At 50.2% G+C, this 18255-nt stretch carries 16 protein-coding genes; 8 read left to right on the top strand and 8 right to left on the bottom strand.

The annotated features are described in order from the left end of the window. Positions 1 to 40 precede the first annotated feature (40 nt). Positions 41 to 1180 (top strand): substrate-binding domain-containing protein, encoded by a 1140-nt coding sequence (locus ACUVQO_RS00380; RefSeq protein WP_445923909.1) that lies wholly within the window; start codon positions 41 to 43, stop codon positions 1178 to 1180. 150 nt (positions 1181 to 1330) lie between these two features. Here the strand turns inward: ACUVQO_RS00380 and ACUVQO_RS00385 are convergent, their stop codons facing one another. Beyond that, positions 1331 to 1858 (bottom strand): tetratricopeptide repeat protein, encoded by a 528-nt coding sequence (locus tag ACUVQO_RS00385; RefSeq protein ID WP_445923910.1) that lies wholly within the window; start codon positions 1856 to 1858, stop codon positions 1331 to 1333. Between the two features lie 131 nt (positions 1859 to 1989). Further along, on the bottom strand, positions 1990 to 2967 hold the full coding sequence (locus ACUVQO_RS00390) for a DMT family transporter (RefSeq protein ID WP_445923911.1): 978 nt from the start codon (positions 2965 to 2967) through the stop codon (positions 1990 to 1992). A gap of 122 nt (positions 2968 to 3089) precedes the next feature. On the opposite strand from ACUVQO_RS00390, the gene ACUVQO_RS00395 reads away from it, so the two are divergent. Then, complete coding sequence (locus ACUVQO_RS00395; protein WP_445923912.1) at positions 3090 to 4289, top strand: HhoA/HhoB/HtrA family serine endopeptidase; 1200 nt, start codon at positions 3090 to 3092, stop codon at positions 4287 to 4289. Positions 4290 to 4408: 119 nt separating this feature from the next. On the opposite strand, the gene ACUVQO_RS00400 is transcribed toward ACUVQO_RS00395, so the two are convergent. After that, a complete protein-coding gene (locus ACUVQO_RS00400; protein ID WP_445923913.1) occupies positions 4409 to 5761 on the bottom strand; it encodes a proton extrusion protein PcxA in 1353 nt (450 codons plus the stop codon). Positions 5762 to 5893: 132 nt separating this feature from the next. Here ACUVQO_RS00400 and ACUVQO_RS00405 point away from each other — a divergent pair, with 132 nt between their 5' ends. Beyond that, positions 5894 to 7987 carry a recombinase family protein gene (locus tag ACUVQO_RS00405; RefSeq protein WP_445923914.1) on the top strand — a complete coding sequence of 698 codons (2094 nt, stop codon included), beginning with the start codon at positions 5894 to 5896 and terminating at the stop codon, positions 7985 to 7987. A 333-nt stretch (positions 7988 to 8320) separates the two neighbouring features. On the opposite strand, the gene atpC is transcribed toward ACUVQO_RS00405, so the two are convergent. Together atpC and atpD are read right to left on the bottom strand one after the other, a co-directional pair. Then, entirely contained in the window at positions 8321 to 8734 is a 414-nt protein-coding gene (atpC, locus tag ACUVQO_RS00410) for an ATP synthase F1 subunit epsilon (RefSeq protein WP_445923915.1), read from the bottom strand. Between the two features lie 113 nt (positions 8735 to 8847). Beyond that, complete coding sequence (atpD, locus tag ACUVQO_RS00415; RefSeq protein ID WP_445923916.1) at positions 8848 to 10305, bottom strand: F0F1 ATP synthase subunit beta; 1458 nt, start codon at positions 10303 to 10305, stop codon at positions 8848 to 8850. A gap of 316 nt (positions 10306 to 10621) precedes the next feature. Here atpD and ACUVQO_RS00420 point away from each other — a divergent pair, with 316 nt between their 5' ends. After that, positions 10622 to 10756: a hypothetical protein gene (locus tag ACUVQO_RS00420; protein ID WP_445923917.1), complete on the top strand. Its 135-nt coding sequence runs from the start codon at positions 10622 to 10624 to the stop codon at positions 10754 to 10756. 287 nt (positions 10757 to 11043) lie between these two features. On the opposite strand, the gene ACUVQO_RS00425 is transcribed toward ACUVQO_RS00420, so the two are convergent. Both ACUVQO_RS00425 and ACUVQO_RS00430 read right to left on the bottom strand, forming a co-directional pair. After that, positions 11044 to 11952, bottom strand: a complete 909-nt coding sequence (locus tag ACUVQO_RS00425; protein WP_445923918.1) for a hypothetical protein — start codon at positions 11950 to 11952, stop codon at positions 11044 to 11046. Between the two features lie 158 nt (positions 11953 to 12110). Beyond that, positions 12111 to 13796 carry a sensor histidine kinase gene (locus tag ACUVQO_RS00430; protein ID WP_445923919.1) on the bottom strand — a complete coding sequence of 562 codons (1686 nt, stop codon included), beginning with the start codon at positions 13794 to 13796 and terminating at the stop codon, positions 12111 to 12113. Positions 13797 to 14172: 376 nt separating this feature from the next. Between ACUVQO_RS00430 and ACUVQO_RS00435 the strand changes: the two genes are divergently transcribed. The 4 genes from ACUVQO_RS00435 to ACUVQO_RS00450 all read left to right on the top strand — a co-directional run bounded on the left by ACUVQO_RS00435 (position 14173) and on the right by ACUVQO_RS00450 (position 17315). Then, positions 14173 to 15042, top strand: coding sequence for a COP23 domain-containing protein (locus ACUVQO_RS00435; protein WP_445923920.1), 870 nt, complete (start codon positions 14173 to 14175; stop codon positions 15040 to 15042). Positions 15043 to 15368: 326 nt separating this feature from the next. Further along, positions 15369 to 16073 carry a LysR family transcriptional regulator substrate-binding protein gene (locus ACUVQO_RS00440; protein WP_445923921.1) on the top strand — a complete coding sequence of 235 codons (705 nt, stop codon included), beginning with the start codon at positions 15369 to 15371 and terminating at the stop codon, positions 16071 to 16073. Positions 16074 to 16087: 14 nt separating this feature from the next. Next, complete coding sequence (locus ACUVQO_RS00445) at positions 16088 to 16210, top strand: hypothetical protein (protein ID WP_445923922.1); 123 nt, start codon at positions 16088 to 16090, stop codon at positions 16208 to 16210. A 13-nt stretch (positions 16211 to 16223) separates the two neighbouring features. Then, positions 16224 to 17315 (top strand): hypothetical protein, encoded by a 1092-nt coding sequence (locus ACUVQO_RS00450; RefSeq protein ID WP_445923923.1) that lies wholly within the window; start codon positions 16224 to 16226, stop codon positions 17313 to 17315. On the opposite strand, the gene ACUVQO_RS00455 is transcribed toward ACUVQO_RS00450, so the two are convergent. Then, complete coding sequence (locus ACUVQO_RS00455; RefSeq protein WP_445923924.1) at positions 17301 to 17966, bottom strand: serine/threonine protein kinase; 666 nt, start codon at positions 17964 to 17966, stop codon at positions 17301 to 17303. The two genes, ACUVQO_RS00450 and ACUVQO_RS00455, sit on opposite strands and share 15 nt — an antisense overlap. Positions 17967 to 18255 lie beyond the last annotated feature (289 nt).

The following is an 18255-nucleotide window of genomic DNA, read 5'->3' on the forward strand; positions in this document are numbered from 1 at the left end:
TACCTTAAAAACCCTTCCCCTAGCCCCTTCCTGAATTACCGTGAAGCAAGACCATGACCTTTACAATAACCTGAAACAAATTCGGCTGCGGCTGGGGATGAGCCAGCAGGATTTAGCCGCGATCGCTGGTGTCTCACGACAAACTATTGGCGGGGTGGAATCTGGACACATCTCCCCTTCCACTACGGTGGCATTGCGATTGGCAAAAGCATTGGGATGTCAGGTCGAAGATTTGTTTTGGCTTGAACACGATACGCCTGAAATTGAAGCCATTCCTGCCCAACAGCCCCCCGTCAGCGAATCACTGCGCTTGAGTCTGGCACGAGTCGGTGGACGCTGGATCGCCCATTCGCTTCTCGGTAATAATGCGTTCCGTTTAGAAATGATTCCTGCTGATGGTGAAGGAAGCTATGAGGCTGGCGCGCCCACAGTGCAGGTGAAGTTGCTGGATGATCTGAGTAAGTTGCATAATACCGTTGTCCTCGCAGGTTGCACTCCAGCATTTTCTCTATGGGCACGGGCAGCAGAACGTTGGCATCCAGACCTGCGCGTCCACTGGACGTTTGACAACAGCATGAGTGCCCTGCATCGGCTCTGTCGCGGCGAAGTCCATTTAGCTGGAATGCACTTACATGACCCTGTTACTGAAAACCATAACGTCCCCTTTGTGCAGGCTGTTTTACAAGATACTCCAGCCGTTTTAATTAACCTGGGCATTTGGGAGGAAGGGTTACTCACGCCAGCAGGCAATCCCCTAAATCTCAAAACGGTAGAGGATTTGACCCTGCCTGGAGTAACAATTGTAAACCGGGAAGAGGGGGCTGGCAGCCGTCAACTTCTAGAACGATCGCTGCAAGCCGCAGGCATTCAGCAGCAATTTATCAAAGGATTTGATCGTATTGTGCATGGCCACTTAGAAGTTGCTCATGCAATCGCAACAGGTGCAGCCTCCGCGGGAGTCAGTACCGCGTCGGTTGCAGCGGCTTTTGGCTTAGGGTTTATTCCCCTGCATCGCTCCCGTTACGATCTGGTTGTGCTCAAATCCTATCTAGAGGAACCGCCTGTACAGCAATTACTCAGCACATTAGGACACCGCCGAGTGTTATCGCAGCTGCAGGCATTAGGTGGATACGACACCAGCCAGACAGGTGAGGTCGTCGCAACCGTAAATCCAGCTTGACCAAGTACCAATTTGCGAGACAGCAAAGGGGACTTGCTCTCCCATTCCATTGGTTGGCTTTAAATCGGAACTCTTGCCTATTAGACCCAATCATCATCAGTAGGATGGGCAGAGTCAGCAACCTAGCTCTTGAAAAGGAGAGATCGATCGCTAAGTTGAGGGAACCACTCGTTTTTGTAAAGCGTCGGCCCGTCGCTTTGCGGTTGCATTTTGCGGATCCAGTTTGAGCACTTGTTCATACGCTTCTAAAGCAGGCATGGTTAACTGCTTGCGCTCGTAGGCATGGCCCAGGTTGTTCAACGCCGTAACGTAAGTGGGATCAATCTTCAGCGCTTCTTTGTACTGGCGGATCGCGAGGTCGTACTGTTCCTGAGCAAAGTAGGCAAAGCCCAGCGCATTGTAAACCAGAGCGCTTTCCTGTTCCGGCAAGTCTTCCGCTTTCAAGGCTTTTTGGAAGAGGGCGATCGCCTGAGAATAAACTCGCTTATCCAGATAAAGGCTCCCTAATTCGTAATATTCCTGGGCCGTACCTTTTTCTTTCGTTAGCTTATTTTGTAACTTGCCTAAGGTCGTTTCAATCTTGCGTGTTTTGAGAATTTGCCGAAAGATTGCCCAGGCTGCCGCGCTCAACAGCAGCAATAGGATTGAGATATAAACAACTGGAAGCCCGTTTTCCATGTCAACTCTTAATCACTGTTTGATTTGTTAAGAACAATTTTAAGGCACTCACTGTCCCAACCAATCTTACCGCGATGGGGAAGGGGGTGGGGATCGGAGATTGGAGATGAGGAAGCAGGAATTGGGGGAAATTAGCGGAGGGAGTGACGTTCCTGGCTGAGAAGGGCAACGCTGAGGGTAACAATGAGTACACCGAGAAGCTGAACATTGGTTAAGGTTTCCTGGATGGTAAACCAGGCCAGCACAACGGTCAGGGCGGGGTTAGTAGCCGCAACCATAGATGCTGAAGTGGCTCCAATCAGCCGGATGCCAAAGTTATTCAGCAGGTGTCCGCCAAAGGTAAAAATTGCTGATAACAGGCTACCGATCCATAAAGCCAGCCAGGGAAGTTGGACATCCTGCAGGTTCCCCAGAATTAAACTGATCCCAGACAAAAGCAGGGCGATCGTGAAACTCAGCCAGGTGAACGGCACCGGATGCATGGTTTCAAAGCTTTTTTGGGCCAGGATGGTGTAGAAGGCATAGGTAAATCCGGAGGCCAGCCCCAGCAGAATGCCGATCCAGGTATTTTGACTCACGGAAGTATGAGCAATGGGCATGGTCAGGGCGCTGCCCAGCAAAATAGCCACCATGACTCCCCAACGTAAGAGCGTAGGACGGTTCCCAAAAAATCGCCAGGATAATAACGCCGTAAACATGGGATAGGAAAAAAACAGAGTCAGGGCAATGCCCGTAGGAATTAACCCGATCGAGATATACAGCAGCGCCAGATACAGGAACATCAACACGCCGCTTCCCAGACATTGCCAGAGGAGCGATCGCTGTTCTGGTAAGTGTAACTGGTGTACCTCTTTCCAGGTTCCCGCGTAAAGCCAGGGAGCCAACAGCGCCATAGCAGGCACGACCACCAGCATTCGCATAAACAGCAGTAGAAAGGAATGCTGCAGAGTAGGAGTGACAAACCCACCAATCTCAGTGATTCCAAATAGTAGATGCGAACTGAACAGAACTCGCACCACCACATTCTGAAAACAGAAAAAGACAGATGACAATAAAACGGTGACAAAGCCCAGCACGATCGCAGATTCCTCAATGACCTCCTTGATCATACCGATTGCCATTCCTGAACTTTTTTCATCCAGCTGAAATATGGTCGCCACAACCTTGACATAACTCCGGTCTAGATTGGCAATGGAAACAGTTTTAAAGTTCTACAAAAATAAAACGCACCATGGCTATTCATCTCTCCTGGAAACAACCGATCTCCTACATTGCGATTGCAGCCTTGGGAGCAGGCGTGGCAATCACGGGCGATCGCTTACTCACTCCACCAGCATCCATTGCCCAAGCTCCTACATCCTCACAGACCACTGCTGCAAAACCAAATCCTCAACCGGCTCCGGTTAATTCTCAAACTCCAACAAACTTTATCACCGCTGCTGTTGACAAGGTCGGCCCTGCAGTGGTGCGGATTGACTCAACTCAAAAAGTGCAAAGTTTTCTCCCTGAAGGATTCGATGATCCGATGTTCCGACAGTTCTTTGGTGGCAAAATACCCTCATCACAAGAAGTCAGACGTGGTGTTGGTTCTGGTTTCATTATTGATGGCGATGGTAAAATTCTAACGAATGCCCACGTAGTTGCAGGTTCAGATACCGTCAAAGTGACATTGACTGATGGACGCAGTTTTACAGGCAAGGTTTTGGGTGCAGATAGCGTGACTGATGTGGCAGTCATAAAAATTGATGCAAATAATCTGCCTGCTGTACCATTGGGTAATTCTGACCAGTTGAAGCCAGGAGAATGGGCGATCGCGATCGGTAATCCCCTTGGTCTGGACAATACCGTGACTGAAGGAATCATCAGCGCTACAGGCCGCTCCAGCAATAATGTAGGTGTGCCTGCGGAACGGGTCAACTTCATTCAGACGGATGCCGCCATTAATCCAGGCAACTCCGGTGGGCCATTATTAAATGCCCAGGGAAAGGTGATTGGGATGAATACAGCCATTATTCAAAATGCTCAAGGCATCGGATTTGCTATTCCCATCAACACAGCCAAGAATATTGCCGATCAACTTATTGCGAAGGGTAAGGTCGAACATGCTTATCTGGGAATTCAAATGGTCAATTTGAGTCCCGAACTGAAAAAGCAAATCAACCAAGATCCTAATAGCAATATAACGGTGCAACAGGATCAGGGAGTGTTAATTGCAAAAGTAATGCCAGATTCTCCTGCCGCCAAAGCTGGATTAAAGAGCGGAGACGTGATCGACAAGATCAACAATCAGACCATGAAAGATTCCAGCGCCATACAGCAACTGGTTGAGCAAACCCCCGTAGGCAATGAGTTGCAGATTGGAGTCACTCGTAATGGTCAACCCATGACTCTTCCCGTTCGGGTTGGCACACTACCCAGACAAGACAGTTAAGAATGGGGTGGCACCGTGGAGGGTGAGCAAGTAGCCCATGATAAGTGGACAGCAGAAACTTGCCCATCCTCTCAGCACGCCATTCCTGGACTCAGTACCATGAATTCTTGCGTGTTCCTCTATGTTTCGTTCATGTTCTTATAGGTAGCTACTGCAGATGGGGAAATGCGGTTGAGGTAGCGGAAGATCCAGTATTTGAAGATTGTGTCCAGGATAACTGGGAAGGTGGCAATAAACAGAAAGATAAAATCTCGGCTGGCAGGTAATCCCAGATGTCTTGCTATCCCTTCTAGCAACACCTCCCATCCGTGGGGAGAGTGGAAACCGACGAACATATCAGTAAACAGGATGATGATAAAGGCTTTGGCACTGTCGCTCAGACCATATACCGTTTCATCAATAAAGCTTTTTAAGATTTGCAAATCTCGCCGATTTGTAATCAGCACGATCGCAAACGCAATCAGGGCAAACAAATCTGCAAACACATTCTTCACGGCCCCAGCACTGGTTTTGGAGTAGCTGGCTGCAATTTCCTGGGCCTTCTCTTGCAATAACTTTTCCATTCCCGCTTCTGACTCGTTGATAATATCAGGCGCTCTGCCCAGCATCTTGTCAAACTCAAGTCTTTCCTTAAAGGTATTAAATTCCTTTAAAGCTTCTTCCTCAAGCTCAAAATTAATAAAAATCCCCTGCTTTTCTGGCTCCCAAATGCGATCAACGATCGGACCAATCACAAAGGTTTTAGAAAATTGCTGGGTCAGCAGCGGCACGATAATCAGCAATAAAATCAGCCGCATGGAAATTAATGTTTTGGCTTTGGAGTTGCGGAAGGTTTGCACTACTTCCTGCTCTGAATTAGGATCTAAATCCCGTTTAATGCGATTTAATGTACCCAAAATTGAGCGGGGTAAAGCTCCAGTTTTATCTAATACACTGTTGTCATCCTCTTCACTAAAGTCTCCATCATAAACCTGCTGAGGTCTTTGGGCGCTGTAAGCCTTCGCATTTGCTCTTACCGATACATTTGGATTCTGAACTTGAGAGACGGGAACCAGTGCCTTTGATCTGGAAGTTTCTGGCTTGTAGCGTTCCAGAACCGCATCAATAAACTGCAGCTTTTCTAAAAAAATATCTGCTTTTTCTCGATCTCCCGGAGTCAAGGTCATAGAGCGGTTGTACAACGTCGAATTAGTAGAATCCACCACAAAACGACTGGCCTTAAACTCCGTTAAACGCACTTCAGCAATTTTCAAATATTTTCTGAGTTCTGCCTCAAAATAAGCCAGAACATTTTCGCTATGGCGACCAGCATGGCGGGAGATTTTCTCCCCGTTAAAGTGTTGATCTTCAATGGCCTTAATCATTAAGGCCGCATCATAAGCCTGGTCTAATGCTCGTTCAGGAGTTTGGGTTAGCCAGCGGTTGGCATTGCGGAAATAGCGACGAATGGGTGTCATAAAAGATGAACTCATAAAAGAACACACTCACTGAATGGCAAGCTTAGATTCCAGAAATAGAGGTTTATAGCCATACTCAACGATTTCCTATCCTAAGACGCTAAAGTTAGAGTACGAAGTGATTTTAACAAAATCGTTCAAAGACAATTGGCTAATCACAAACTTACCTGGATTACAGGCCCAACTCGTAGCGGCAAAACCACCCAACTGATTCAGCACTGTTGTACCTGGGTCAAGCAGGCGGGTAGACCAGATAACTTGCAGACACCGATCGCCCTGCCAGGAGTTTTGGTACTGGCAGCCAACGGAGATAATCGTATTGACCTGGATGCCTGGTTAACAGGAGCCTTGCAGGGAACTTATCCCTTTCATTCCACCACGCCACTGGGCTTCTTCCAGGATGAGATCACTCTTTTCTGGCCGTTACTGATTCAGCAGCTTGATTTGAAAGCTCAGTTTCCAATGCGGCTGAACCCAGAGAATGAGCAAGAACTGGCCGCCCGGTTCTGGCGATCGTCACTGGATGAAATCATTGTCCGTCAACCCACTGTTAACGAAGAACGGTTCGTGCGCCGCCTGCTGGATTTATTGCAACTGACTCATCTGGCAGGCATTCCCCTGAACGATATGCCCACCATTCTGCAGCAGGGACTGGCCGGACAGGAGCAGGAATTACCGCTGCCCTTTGCCCAGGTCAAAACATTGTTACAGGAGTGGGAACGCTGGTGTTTGGAGCGGGGCTTGCTGACCTATGGCATTATGACGGCTCTGTACTGGCAGTACTTACTTCCCCATGCCACCTATCAGCGCCATTTGCGAGAACGGTATCAGATGGTGCTGGCCGATGACGTGGATGAGTATCCTGCGATCGCCCGTTCCCTGTTCGAGGTTTTTATTCAGGGAGGAAGTGAGATCGTCTTCACCTACAACCCGGATGGAGCCGTGCGCTTAGGGTTAGGAGCCGATCCAGCTTACCTGGCAGAGCTCGCGAATCGGTGCCAGATTGTGGCTTTGACTCATCCACCAGTCCCCTGCCTGGGTAGCGAGTGGGGTAATGCGATCGTGGAGTTTGTCACCGATCCGATGGTACTTCTGGCACTACCGGAAGCCATCCAGACGATCCAAACAACTTCACGGGCAGAATTGTTGCGACAAGTTGCCGAATTAATCGTTAAAGCGGTGCAATCCGGGCAAGTCGAACCCAGGGAAGTGGCCGTAATTGCCCCCGGTTTGGATGCAATCGCCCGCTACACCCTGAGCGAAATCCTGACCAAACATCAAATTCCCGTTGAATCTCTGAATGATCAGCGACCACTCATCAGTTTCCCGATTATTCGTTCCCTGCTCACCCTATTGGCCTTGATCTACCCTGGCTTAGGTCGTTTGATCAATCGCGATGCCGTCGCCGAAATGCTCGTCGTCCTCACCCAAAAGCAAGGCACTCCCACCCCCCTGATCGACCCTGTAAGAGCCGGATTGTTAGCCGATTCCTGCTTTGCCCCCCATCCCGATCGCCCCCGATTGCTGCCTGCCACAACCTTTCCCCGCTGGGATCGACTGGGTTATCGGGCTTCTGAAACTTACCAAGCTCTCTTGCAGTGGATTGAAACCCAAAAAAACCAGCTAGAGCAGCGCCTGATTCCCAATGCCGTGACTCTTCTGGATCGCGCCATTCAACATTTTCTGATTGCAGAGCAGACGCTACCGTTTGATCAGCTTTCCGCCCTCCGACAATTTATTGAAACTGCCCAGCACTATTGGGACATTAGTAATCGTCTGAAGCAAAGCCAGTTACCCAACAGTGATGCTCCGGCCTTTATGACTGTCGGTCAGTTTATTCAACTGCTGCGCAATGGAACGGTTACTTCCAATCCTTATCCAGTACGGCCGATCGGCCCCAGCAGCAATGCAGTGACGTTAGCGAATGTGTTTCAATACCGTTCCAATCGGCGTGCTCATCGCTGGCAGTTCTGGCTGGATGCCGGTTCACCCCGCTGGCTGAGTGGCGTGGATGCGTTATTTGCGGCACCGCTATTCCTGCATGAATGGTCAGGACGGGCCTGGACAGTAGCAGATGCATTGACAGCTAACGAGCAACGCCTCCGTCGAATTCTCCTGGATCTGCTGAGTCGGGCTGAGGAGCGGGTTTATCTCTGCCATAGTGACCTGGCTACCAGTGGGCAGGAGCAGACAGGAGTTTTGTTGTCGCTGGTGAATGCGGCGATCACGGTAAGTGGATAGGCAGAAACGCTACCAGAAGAATTGATAGATTTGCCGTTTACCGTGTAAACTGTCGGCAGGCGATCGTGAGCTGGCGCTGGCTCATCCCTAATCATTCGGTTTGCTGAAACGAGAGAGTGGAGTCCCTTGATGCCAACGCCAAATCCAGATGAGGTGATGAGTATCCTTTAGGGATAATCGTGGATAAGGGGCTGACTGGGCAATTCTTCCAGAAGTTTTTGCTTAAATTAGTACGTCCTATCACCAATTCGCAGCGCTATACAGCCCAGGTGAAACGAAAACAGGGGCGCATTGCTGACACCCCTACAGACTAAAAATATTGGAACAATGAATCTAAATCATGCCACCTGCGGCCTGAAAACGGGCACGTGCCCGTTTTAGGGCTTTAGAGGCTTTGATGAAATCCTGACGGGAGGCTCCACTTTGCTGTGCTCTGGCAAATTCTTCCTGAGCTTGATTGAAAGCAATCCGGGCTTCTTCCTTGTCGATCGCATCACCCCGTTCAGCAGCATTGACTAGGATCGTCACCTCGTCCGCTTCCACTTCGGCAAAGCCACCCATCAAGGCAATGGGAACCCAGGTTTTATCCGCCCGAACTCGCATCACGCCGGTATCCAACGCAGTCAGCAACGGTGCGTGCCCCGTCAGAATACCCAATTGGCCAGTAGTGCTGGGCAGAATTACTTCCTCTGCCTCTGAATCCCAGACCGTCTTGTCTGGAGCAACAACACGAACAGTGAGAGTCATATCTTTTCTCTAGGGATGGTTGAGATAATTGGTGAAGCGAGGAATTGGGAATTGAGGATTAGGAATTGGGGAATAGTATGAAACCCTAATCCCTAGTCCCTAATCCCTAGTTCCTACTTCCCTTCAGCTTTCAGTTTCGCGCCTTTTTCGATCGCTTCGTCAATGCTGCCGACCATGTAGAAGGACTGCTCTGGCAGATCATCCAGTTCGCCAGACAGAATCATCTTGAAGCCCTTGATGGTGTCGGTCAGGGGGACGTACTTACCAGGAGATCCTGTAAATACTTCCGCTACGAAGAAAGGTTGAGACAGGAACTTTTCAATCTTGCGGGCACGGGCTACCGTCAGGCGATCGTCTTCCGACAGTTCTTCAATCCCCAGAATCGCAATAATGTCTTGCAGTTCCTTATAGCGCTGCAGGGTGGCCTGTACCGCACGCGCGGTGGAATAGTGATCATCACCCACAACATCCGGTTGCAACATGGTGGAGGTAGAACCGAGGGGATCCACAGCGGGATAAATGCCCTTAGAGGCCAGACTACGAGACAGCACGGTAGTTCCGTCCAGGTGAGCAAAGGTGGTGGCAGGAGCGGGATCAGTCAAATCGTCCGCTGGCACGTAAACGGCTTGAATCGAGGTGATGGAACCTTCGGTGGTGGAGGTAATCCGCTCTTGCAGATCACCTACGTCCGTTCCCAGAGTAGGTTGATATCCTACCGCAGAAGGCATCCGACCCAGCAGTGCAGATACTTCAGAACCCGCTTGTATAAACCGGAAAATGTTGTCGATGAACAGCAATACGTCTTGCTTGTTGACATCCCGGAAGTATTCAGCCATTGTCAAAGCAGACAGACCAACACGCATCCGTGCTCCAGGGGGCTCGTTCATCTGACCATACACCAGCGCAATCTTGGAAGCACCCAGGTCATCCTTATTAATTACCCCAGATTCGATCATTTCATTGTAGAGGTCGTTGCCTTCGCGGGTGCGTTCGCCCACACCACCGAATACCGACACGCCACCATGCTGAGTCGCAATATTGTTGATCAATTCCATCATGATCACGGTTTTGCCAACCCCAGCACCGCCAAACAGACCGATCTTGCCACCCCGGCGGTAAGGAGTCAGCAGGTCAACCACCTTAATCCCGGTTTCAAATACGGAAGGCTTGGTCTCCAAATCAACCAGTTTGGGAGCGGGACGATGGATGGGGAAGTACTCGGAGGCGTTGACTGGCCCTTTCTCGTCTACAGGTTCTCCCAGTACGTTGAAAATCCGTCCCAGGGTGGGAGCACCAACGGGAACACTGATGGGAGCGCCCGTATCCTCAACTTCCATGCCCCGCACCATACCGTCGGTAGAACTCATGGCAACGGCCCGCACTTGGTTATCGCCCAGTAGCTGTTGCACTTCACAGGTAACATTAACGTCCAAACCTGCGGAATTTCTACCTGTAACCTTTACGGCGTTGTAGATTTCAGGCATTTTGCCGCTGGGGAACTTGATGTCCACAACGGGACCGATGATCTGCGTGATGTAGCCGATGTTTTTCTTTTCTGTGGTGGTGACCATGCTTACGCCCTACTCTGTGACTCAGCTATTCTAATGCTTGGAAAACAATCTTAAAATTTCCATTCACCAGCTTATCACTGAAGGGGAAACGCTAGTTCAGGAAACTTAAGAATTAATAGGTATTTCTTACCAGGAGGTTCTAAAGGATCATGCATTACGCCTCTCCTCCTGTTAGGATGCTGGCAAAAGAACGATTTGCTCAGGATGAGGAACTCAAAATATGGCAGATATGGCAGATTTTTCAGAGTTCAAGTTTACCTATGAAGGTTCGACTCGTCCTGTATATGTTTAGGGATCGGGGCCTGCGGCTGTTCTCTTGCATGAGTTACCTGGCATGATTCCTCAATGTGTTGATCTGGGCCGAGCGATCGCCAGAGCAGGATTTACCGTGTTTCTGCCGCTGTTATTTGGTAAACCTAACCAATCACACCTGAACACAAGGCGACTCTAGGTCTTTCGTCCGCAGCATTAGACCAGGCCAAGCAACGTGCCAAGGAGGGAGTCTCACGCTAGGATTCCGCTTTACTAAGGATAACACCTGTCCTGCCGAACAGTTCAATACCTTACGTCGGGAGTTTGGGGATGCGATTGAATTAATTGGAATAAGGAACAAAAACTGCTTGATGCCCTTACTCTGGTTCAAATTGAGCTTTAGTGGCATCACAAACCAGACAAACCCAATCATCTGCTTTACTTTACAATCATCTACTTTACTTTATAATCATCTACTCTACTACTTTAAACATACTCACTTTCCAACACATAGCCATGACAAGCCGCTACCGGAGAATCCCTCAGACCGTTCATGGGGCACTCTCTACGGCCACAGTACTGGCAATTGGCCTGAACGGGCAGGGCCAGTTCCATCGCTGGATAAACACTAATTCCCTGACTGATGAACGCCTGGGCTTCCAATTCCGAAATGGTGTTGCAAATCAGGAGTACTCGCTGAGTGTTTAAGTCTGTTCGCTGGCGGTTAATTCGCTGTAATGTTTCCCCAAATCCTTGAATTTCTGGCTGAATTACCACCAACACCTTTTGCAGTTGGCTGGTAAAGCAACTGGGTTTTTCGTATTCAAAGAAGTCTTTGTATTGCAGGGTCAGGGTGCCGTCGGGATAGTGCAGGGTGCGAATGTAACGCAAAAAGGGAATTGTAAATTCACCGTTGCGATCGATCGCGTACCACCAGGATTTATACCACGCATAATGAGGCAACCGCAGAATTTCTTCAATCCAGTCTGGAGCAAAACCACTGTTAGAGAGTAAGGCGATCGCAGGAGCCAGGGGCAGATTCTGGGCCAGGGTTTGCAACTCTGACTCGTGCTGGGTTAGGCGGGCCATTTCCTTACTTCCCCGCGTCCAACCACCCTTGCTGTTGGAATCAACCTGGGGTTGGGTGTTCGCCAGTACGCAATGAATCGCCTCAAATTGCAAAATCCCATCAGCCCCTTGAGCATCGCTGGTGGGAACAGCAACTTCACTGGCAATATTTCCCACCCTCTGAGGCTCAGTGATGGCTGGAATGCAGTTGACCAGTAACGATTTGAGTATTTGGGGGTCAGCGATCGCCAGCGCCATCTGAAGTTGCTCCCGCAGGTCAACAGGCGATCGTTCAGTGACTGGATGAAACAGGGGGTTATTGGGCATTCCTGAACCCTCATCAAACCGTTAGATCGGTGTCTGCATTCCGTTTAGATTTCTCTTTAGAAAGAGGATTACCAGGTCAGTTCCATGACTGGTTACTGTCATTCTGGCGGCAATCCCACGGGTCAGTCCGCTTTTTTGGTTTTGTTTAACAACTAGTTTCAAACCGTAATCACGTTATTGCTTTCCAGAATGCTAGAGCCGCCAACTTCCAAAGGTAAGTAAACGGTCATCACTTCGCCCTGTCTGGGACGTTGTTTGACAATCAATTTGCCACCGATCGCCTGGAACAGATTCTTTGTCACCGTTAAATTCAGGCTCAGGCAACCTGTTTCAGGTTGGAAGGTGAGCAGTTGACCCAGTGCTTTGGGTAAAGATTGAGCACCGTGCGCAAAGTTGTCCCAGCCATTCTCGTTCTCTTCTGGTTGAGATTGCAGCTGCAGCTTTAACTGATTTCCGGCCAGGGTTACTTCAACTTGAATATGGCTACCTGCAGGAAGGTTGCGGGTAAAGCGTTCAATCAAGCTAGTCAATGCCTGATCAAGCACTGTTGGATCGCTGACAACAGTAGGCATCCGTTGAGGCAAGGTGACATCCAGAGTCATTTGCCGTTGGCTGGCCTGTTGTTGCCAGCGGGGAATACTTTGTTGGAAGACCTCTGCCAAAGAGGTGCGAATTAGGGACATCGAGGCTGGCTGAGCCGCAGACGTTTCCAGTTCAACTGCCCGGAAGATTAGCCCAAAGCGATCGATCTGTTCACTGCATTCCCGGTCAATAATCCCCAAGCGTCGCATTACATCAGGGGGCAAATCAGTCCGCCTCAAGAGCGATCGCGTCAGGGTGCGAATGGTCGTTAGAGGAGTCCGTACTTCGTGCGCGATCGCCTGCACCAGTTCCACATCCAACCGTTCTGCAGGGGAACTACTGGTATGAGCCACCTCTTGCAGCACAGGCTGAGCACTAGCAGCCTTGCTATGGAGACGCGGGGACTTGCATCGCTGGCCATTGGTTATTCCCTGACTTTCTGCCTTATGGCTTTCCCCATTGGAGTAAACGTCCTTTTCCTGCTGAGTTCCTGGCACCTCATCCGGCATCTGCTCTAGCATCAAACGGCTGAATTGCATCACCGTTTTGTAATCTGGGGTAACAGGTGGAAAGTGCTGGAGCAAATCGTCCAGATGATCCACCTGTGGAGAATTCATCAGCAAAATTCGGGGACGAATTGCATCCCAGGCTTGCTGTACAACTTCTGGAGTAAAGGAAAACAGAAAAGCGGGATCGCCACTCAATGTTTCTCCCAACACCATAATCAGGCTGAAGCGGGGAGTCAGTACCAGGCAGAACTGCTCTGCAGCGAGTGGATCACCGGGCAAGAGGGGGAGTACGGGTGGTGTGTCAGCGGTGGTAACAGTCGTTTTATCGACGGGCAACAGTTGAAAGGCCATCCAATTGGGAGAATGGATGGAATGAGCAGCTAACGTCCAGGTGGAGATATGCCGAACAACGTTGGGCTGGCTGAGAACGGGAGCAGGCCCAGAAATCACGATTCCGTGGCGGATGGACTCGCCATGCACATCAATGGTGGCAGCCACAGCATCCGGCTCATTCAAAGACTGTTGCAAAAGGATATTCAAAGCTGCGATCGCCCCATACCACTCTCGTTCGGCTCTGAGTTGTCGTAGCGTAGGTGAGCTACCCTGCGGGGATGGGCTAGTCTCAAACTCAGAGTTTTTGGAGTTGACAGCATACGCTGTCTTAGAATTGTTCTGCCCAGAATTGCCGAGGATCCGGGTTGGATCACTCAACGTTAATACTTCACTTAAGGTTGGTAACAACCACTTGGGCACCCGTTTCACCCCCTGTGTCTAAAATTCTGACTGCTGGTAGCATTCCCCACACGAGACGATGGCTTGCTGTCTTCCAAAGGGGTGAAGTCAGCGAGCCAATGTCCTGCTATTACGAAAGTATCTGGAATAAGGAAGAAATGGTAGTCGCTGAACCGAACCGATTAGGTGACGATTTCCGCTTCTCAACAGGTGGGTGTCATTATCCCTGGTCTAAATGATTAAAGTGTCAGGGTAGGGAACTTGCGATCAAGCTTGATCGTCTACCTGAAACTAAGCGCTGTTGCTAGAAACCCGTTTTTTTACATCATTTCCGAACTTTTTGAATGTTCTTTTAAGAAACCGGGTTTCTTAAAATCATTACATCCAGAGGTTCGCCATGTCACATCAGCCATTGTCAGCTAAATTAGGGATTCTCATGCCACCGATTCCCCGCTTGAGCCGAGCAACGGGGATCACTTTCTCCGTATTATTGCTGCTTGGAAGTACTGCCGCCAGCACTTTGGCCTTACCACTAGGTGGAGAACCTGCCAGCTCAGCGACTCCTCAACCTGCTACCGGACAATCGACCGATCCTGAGCAGGACGTAATTGTGAATACAGAACCCTCCTCTCCCGGTTCTACCCGTCCTTCTTACCCAGGTACCAGCACGGGAAACAGTACGGGTACCCGGTTTACCTGCGAAGTTAGTAATGGTCAGTACACCGTCATGTATCGTCCAGAAAGCCAACCCGGTCGTTCTTATCCCTGGGCGGTTCCCAGTGCTATGGGTGGCGGTTGGGATTCGGCACGTCGGTGTAATGAAATCAGTCGGCGATTAGAGTCGTACCGACCGGATGGCTTACTGGAAATGCAAACAGGTTTAGAAAATGGGTACAACACAGTGTGTGTAACGACGCAGCGAATTCCCACCTGCCGCATTGTGTTTACCGTTCCTCCTGGCCAGGATCCCACCTCCACTCGCGATCGCGTCTTCCAGAATCTCACAGTTGCTGATAGTGGTCAGCAAACTCAAGGCGTGATAACTTTCACCAGTACCGGTCAGGGAGGAATTAACGGCATTATTGGCCAACTGGGACGCTGGCTGAATATTGGTGGCTTACCCGGTACCGATTCTGGCCGTTCTTTCGCTAACGGTATCTATCTGCGGCCTTTCCTCGATCGCGCTGATGGTGGCACCGGCACCTACTTGAAACCTGGATTTTCTTCCCAACCCGGACGGAGATTAAATCCAGAAAATTTCCGGTAAGGTTTGAGGAAGCAGGGAATAGATGGGAAGTGCAGTTGAGTATCTGCCCCCAGAACAACGTCAGTCCATAATTTTGGCTCAATCCTGGAGAAGGCTAACAAGCTGTATCAATCTCTACTGATAGAGCGGATCAAATCCGATAAGGTCACTTCAAGTAAGAAGTGTGACCTACGTTACACTGGGATTTCATGCGAGTAGAGCAATTACAGGCATTTTTAGCCGTAGCAGAAACGGGCAGCTTCCAAAAAGCCGCATAGCAGCGTGGGGTCACTCAATCTGCTATCAGTCGTCAGATTCAGGGGCTGGAAGCGGATCTGGGGGCACCGTTGTTTCATCGGACAACACAGGCCAAGCTGACGATCGCGGGCGATTGCCTGCTGCCTCATGCCAGAAAAATTTGCCAGGAATGGAGAAATGCTCAAGAAGATATCCGCGATTTATTAGCTGGAAAGCAACCCGAACTCTGCGTCGCGGCGATTCACTCGATTTGTTCCTATCATTTACCTCCCATCTTGCAGCAATTTTGTCGAGACTATCCCGATGTGCAATTGCGGGTGACGGCTCTGGGCAGCGATCGCTCCTTAAAAGTGCTGAAGGATGGCCTCGTCGATCTGGCAATCGTCATGAACAACCGCTTTCTCACGGCCAGTTCAGATCTGGTGATTCAAGTCCTGTATGAAGAGCCAATTAAAGTGCTGGTCGCAGCGACCCATCCTCTGGCACACCATAAAGCCGTGCCCTGGGCGGAATTGACTCAATATCCCCAGGTGGTCTTTAAAGATGGGTATGGTATGCAGCGAATTGTTCAGGAACAGTTTGAACGGCGAGGGGCAACATTGCGGGCGGTACTGGAGTTGAACACGCCCGATGCCTTTCGGGGAGTGGTAAGACAGGGAGAACTGGTTGCCCTCCTTCCGGAAACGGCGCTGGTCGATGCCTACGCCGATCCCTCCCTGGCAATTCGTCCGATCGAACTACGGTTCATGCCGATGCAGGAGCCAATGAAGCGGAATTATCCGATCCACCCCTGACCCGGCAGGTGGTGATGGTGACAACACGCGATCGCTTGCAGATTCCTCCCATTCAGCATTTCTACACCCTTGTGACAGAACAACTGCCGCAAAGTGTCCGTTCCCATCCCCTGTCTACGGTTGCGATCAAAGGTTAAGGGAGAACTAGCAATGAGTCACACCTTTAGAGCACTCCTGCGAAAAGTTGGGAGTGGCCCCCATACAGGAGAAAAGCTCACCCGTGAAGAAGCAGCTACGGCCACTCGCTTGATGCTATTACAGGAAGCCACCCCTGCCCAGATTGGCGCATTTATGATCGCCCATCGCATACGCCGACCCACAGGCGAAGAATTGGCCGGAATGCTGGATGCCTACGAAGAACTCGGCCCCCAATTGCAACCAATTCAGTCTTCTTACCCAGTAACGGTGTTAGGCATTCCCTACGATGGTCGTACTCGTACCGCTCCCCTCGGCCCCCTTACAGCCCTGGTGCTGGCCACGGCTGGATGTCCAGTCATTTCACATGGGGGCGATCGGATGCCCACCAAAGAAGGTGCCCCCCTGATTGAGTTCTGGCAGGGGTTAGGTGTGGACTGGATAGGCTTATCCCTGGCTCAAGTACAAACCGTATTGGAAAAAAACTGGCCTGGGTTTTATCTATCTCCCGACTCATTTTCCCCTGGCACACGGATTAGTTCCTTATCGGGAGCAAATTGGCAAACGTCCTCCTCTTGCCACTATGGAGTTGATGTGGTGCCCTTATGCAGGCCGCGCTCATGTGGTGCCAGGATTTGTTCACCCACCCACCGAATTCATGTTCCAGGAAGCTCTGGCGCTGCGGGGTGTACCCTTCTCACTACCGTCAAAGGCTTAGAAGGAAGCTGCGACCTGCCTCGCGAACGTACCGCCATCATCGGCCTCAGCAATTCCTCCACTCTGCCACCCCTCTGCCCACCCGCACTCCCCCATCCTCCCCTCGATCGCCTTCACCTCCATGCTCGCGATTTTGGGTTTGAAGCGAAAAATGTTCCCCTGACTTCTGTACCTGACCTGGTAGAAACCATGAATTCGCTTCTAAATGGCAATCCATCGGAGTTAATGCAATCGATCGTCTGGAATAGTGGCTTTTACCTGTGGCGGTGTGGTGCCTGTTCATCCATCGAAGCAGGGATTCGCAGGGCTGAAACTTTGCTCATCCAGGGTCAGGTCAAACAGACCCTGCAAACCCTGCAACAAGCTACAATGCCGTTACCGACCCTTTAGGAGGAAGTGACCCCAGGCATTAGTGAACCGCCGCCAAAGACGGTAGACAAGCCGAACGAGATCCAACATGAAATAGGGGACTCGTACCCGTAGCGGACTTAAGAACGGACGATAGAGCCAATAGTACGCTGTTTTTAAATCCTTCCAGGCAGAACACGTCTCCTGGTGCAGAAAATCAGAAACATCTACCACCAATCCCCGTCCGTCTTGCATCATCACATTCCGCCCATGGACATCATGGGGAAATAATCCACGTTGACGAGCATAGCGAAGAGCCTCATCAATATCCTGGATTACCTGTTTGGGAATTGGTATGCCCAGATGCATCGCGTCATATAACGTAATGCCGTGCAACCGCTTGAGAACCAGAAACTCGTCTCCGGTATAAAGCAGTTGCGAAAAAGCGGGATGTGATCCCAAACGGCGATAGACCTGAATCTCTTCTTGATGCCCAGGACGACCAGGTGCATAAATCTTAACAACCTGATCTGGAAAATCAGGATGGTAAAACACGGCAGCATAATTTCCAGTGCCTAATACTTGCCAGGGGGAAGGAACGTAATGAACAATGACTGGATTGTGAGGATCCAGGCTGGCAATTTTGACCCCAGGCAGCAGGATTTGACGGATGCTTTCCAGGAGTGCGTTCATTAGCTAATCCCGCTTCCAGCCCAAATAATGAACTGACTTTTGGCACTAATCAGAACTAAACAACGTTTCATTAGCTGCTTGCCAGACGATAGTTTTTCCCATGATGGAAGATACCACTTGAGAGTCACCCTGGCGACTGAAGTCGCGGCTATCTGGAGAAAACCTGTCGACGCAGGTTACTGAAAACCTTGATTTTATTGAGTCTGCGTCGGCAGACTTGGGGAATGTAATCGCGGTTTTAACCGCCAGATACTTTGCAAACGCCCTCTAAGCGACCAGATTATCAAAC

The sequence above is a fragment of the Leptodesmis sp. genome (assembly GCF_052746595.1).

Coding starts and splice junctions, on each gene's coding strand:
- ACUVQO_RS00385 (WP_445923910.1), bottom strand. CDS start 1,858: ATGGAAAACGGGCTTCCAGTTGTTTATATCTCAATCCTATTGCTGCTG.
- ACUVQO_RS00390 (WP_445923911.1), bottom strand. CDS start 2,967: ATGATCAAGGAGGTCATTGAGGAATCTGCGATCGTGCTGGGCTTTGTC.
- ACUVQO_RS00395 (WP_445923912.1), top strand. CDS start 3,090: ATGGCTATTCATCTCTCCTGGAAACAACCGATCTCCTACATTGCGATT.
- ACUVQO_RS00400 (WP_445923913.1), bottom strand. CDS start 5,761: ATGAGTTCATCTTTTATGACACCCATTCGTCGCTATTTCCGCAATGCC.
- atpC (WP_445923915.1), bottom strand. CDS start 8,734: ATGACTCTCACTGTTCGTGTTGTTGCTCCAGACAAGACGGTCTGGGAT.
- atpD (WP_445923916.1), bottom strand. CDS start 10,305: ATGGTCACCACCACAGAAAAGAAAAACATCGGCTACATCACGCAGATC.
- ACUVQO_RS00425 (WP_445923918.1), bottom strand. CDS start 11,952: ATGCCCAATAACCCCCTGTTTCATCCAGTCACTGAACGATCGCCTGTT.
- ACUVQO_RS00435 (WP_445923920.1), top strand. CDS start 14,173: ATGTCACATCAGCCATTGTCAGCTAAATTAGGGATTCTCATGCCACCG.
- ACUVQO_RS00445 (WP_445923922.1), top strand. CDS start 16,088: ATGGTGACAACACGCGATCGCTTGCAGATTCCTCCCATTCAGCATTTC.
- ACUVQO_RS00450 (WP_445923923.1), top strand. CDS start 16,224: ATGAGTCACACCTTTAGAGCACTCCTGCGAAAAGTTGGGAGTGGCCCC.
- ACUVQO_RS00455 (WP_445923924.1), bottom strand. CDS start 17,966: ATGAACGCACTCCTGGAAAGCATCCGTCAAATCCTGCTGCCTGGGGTC.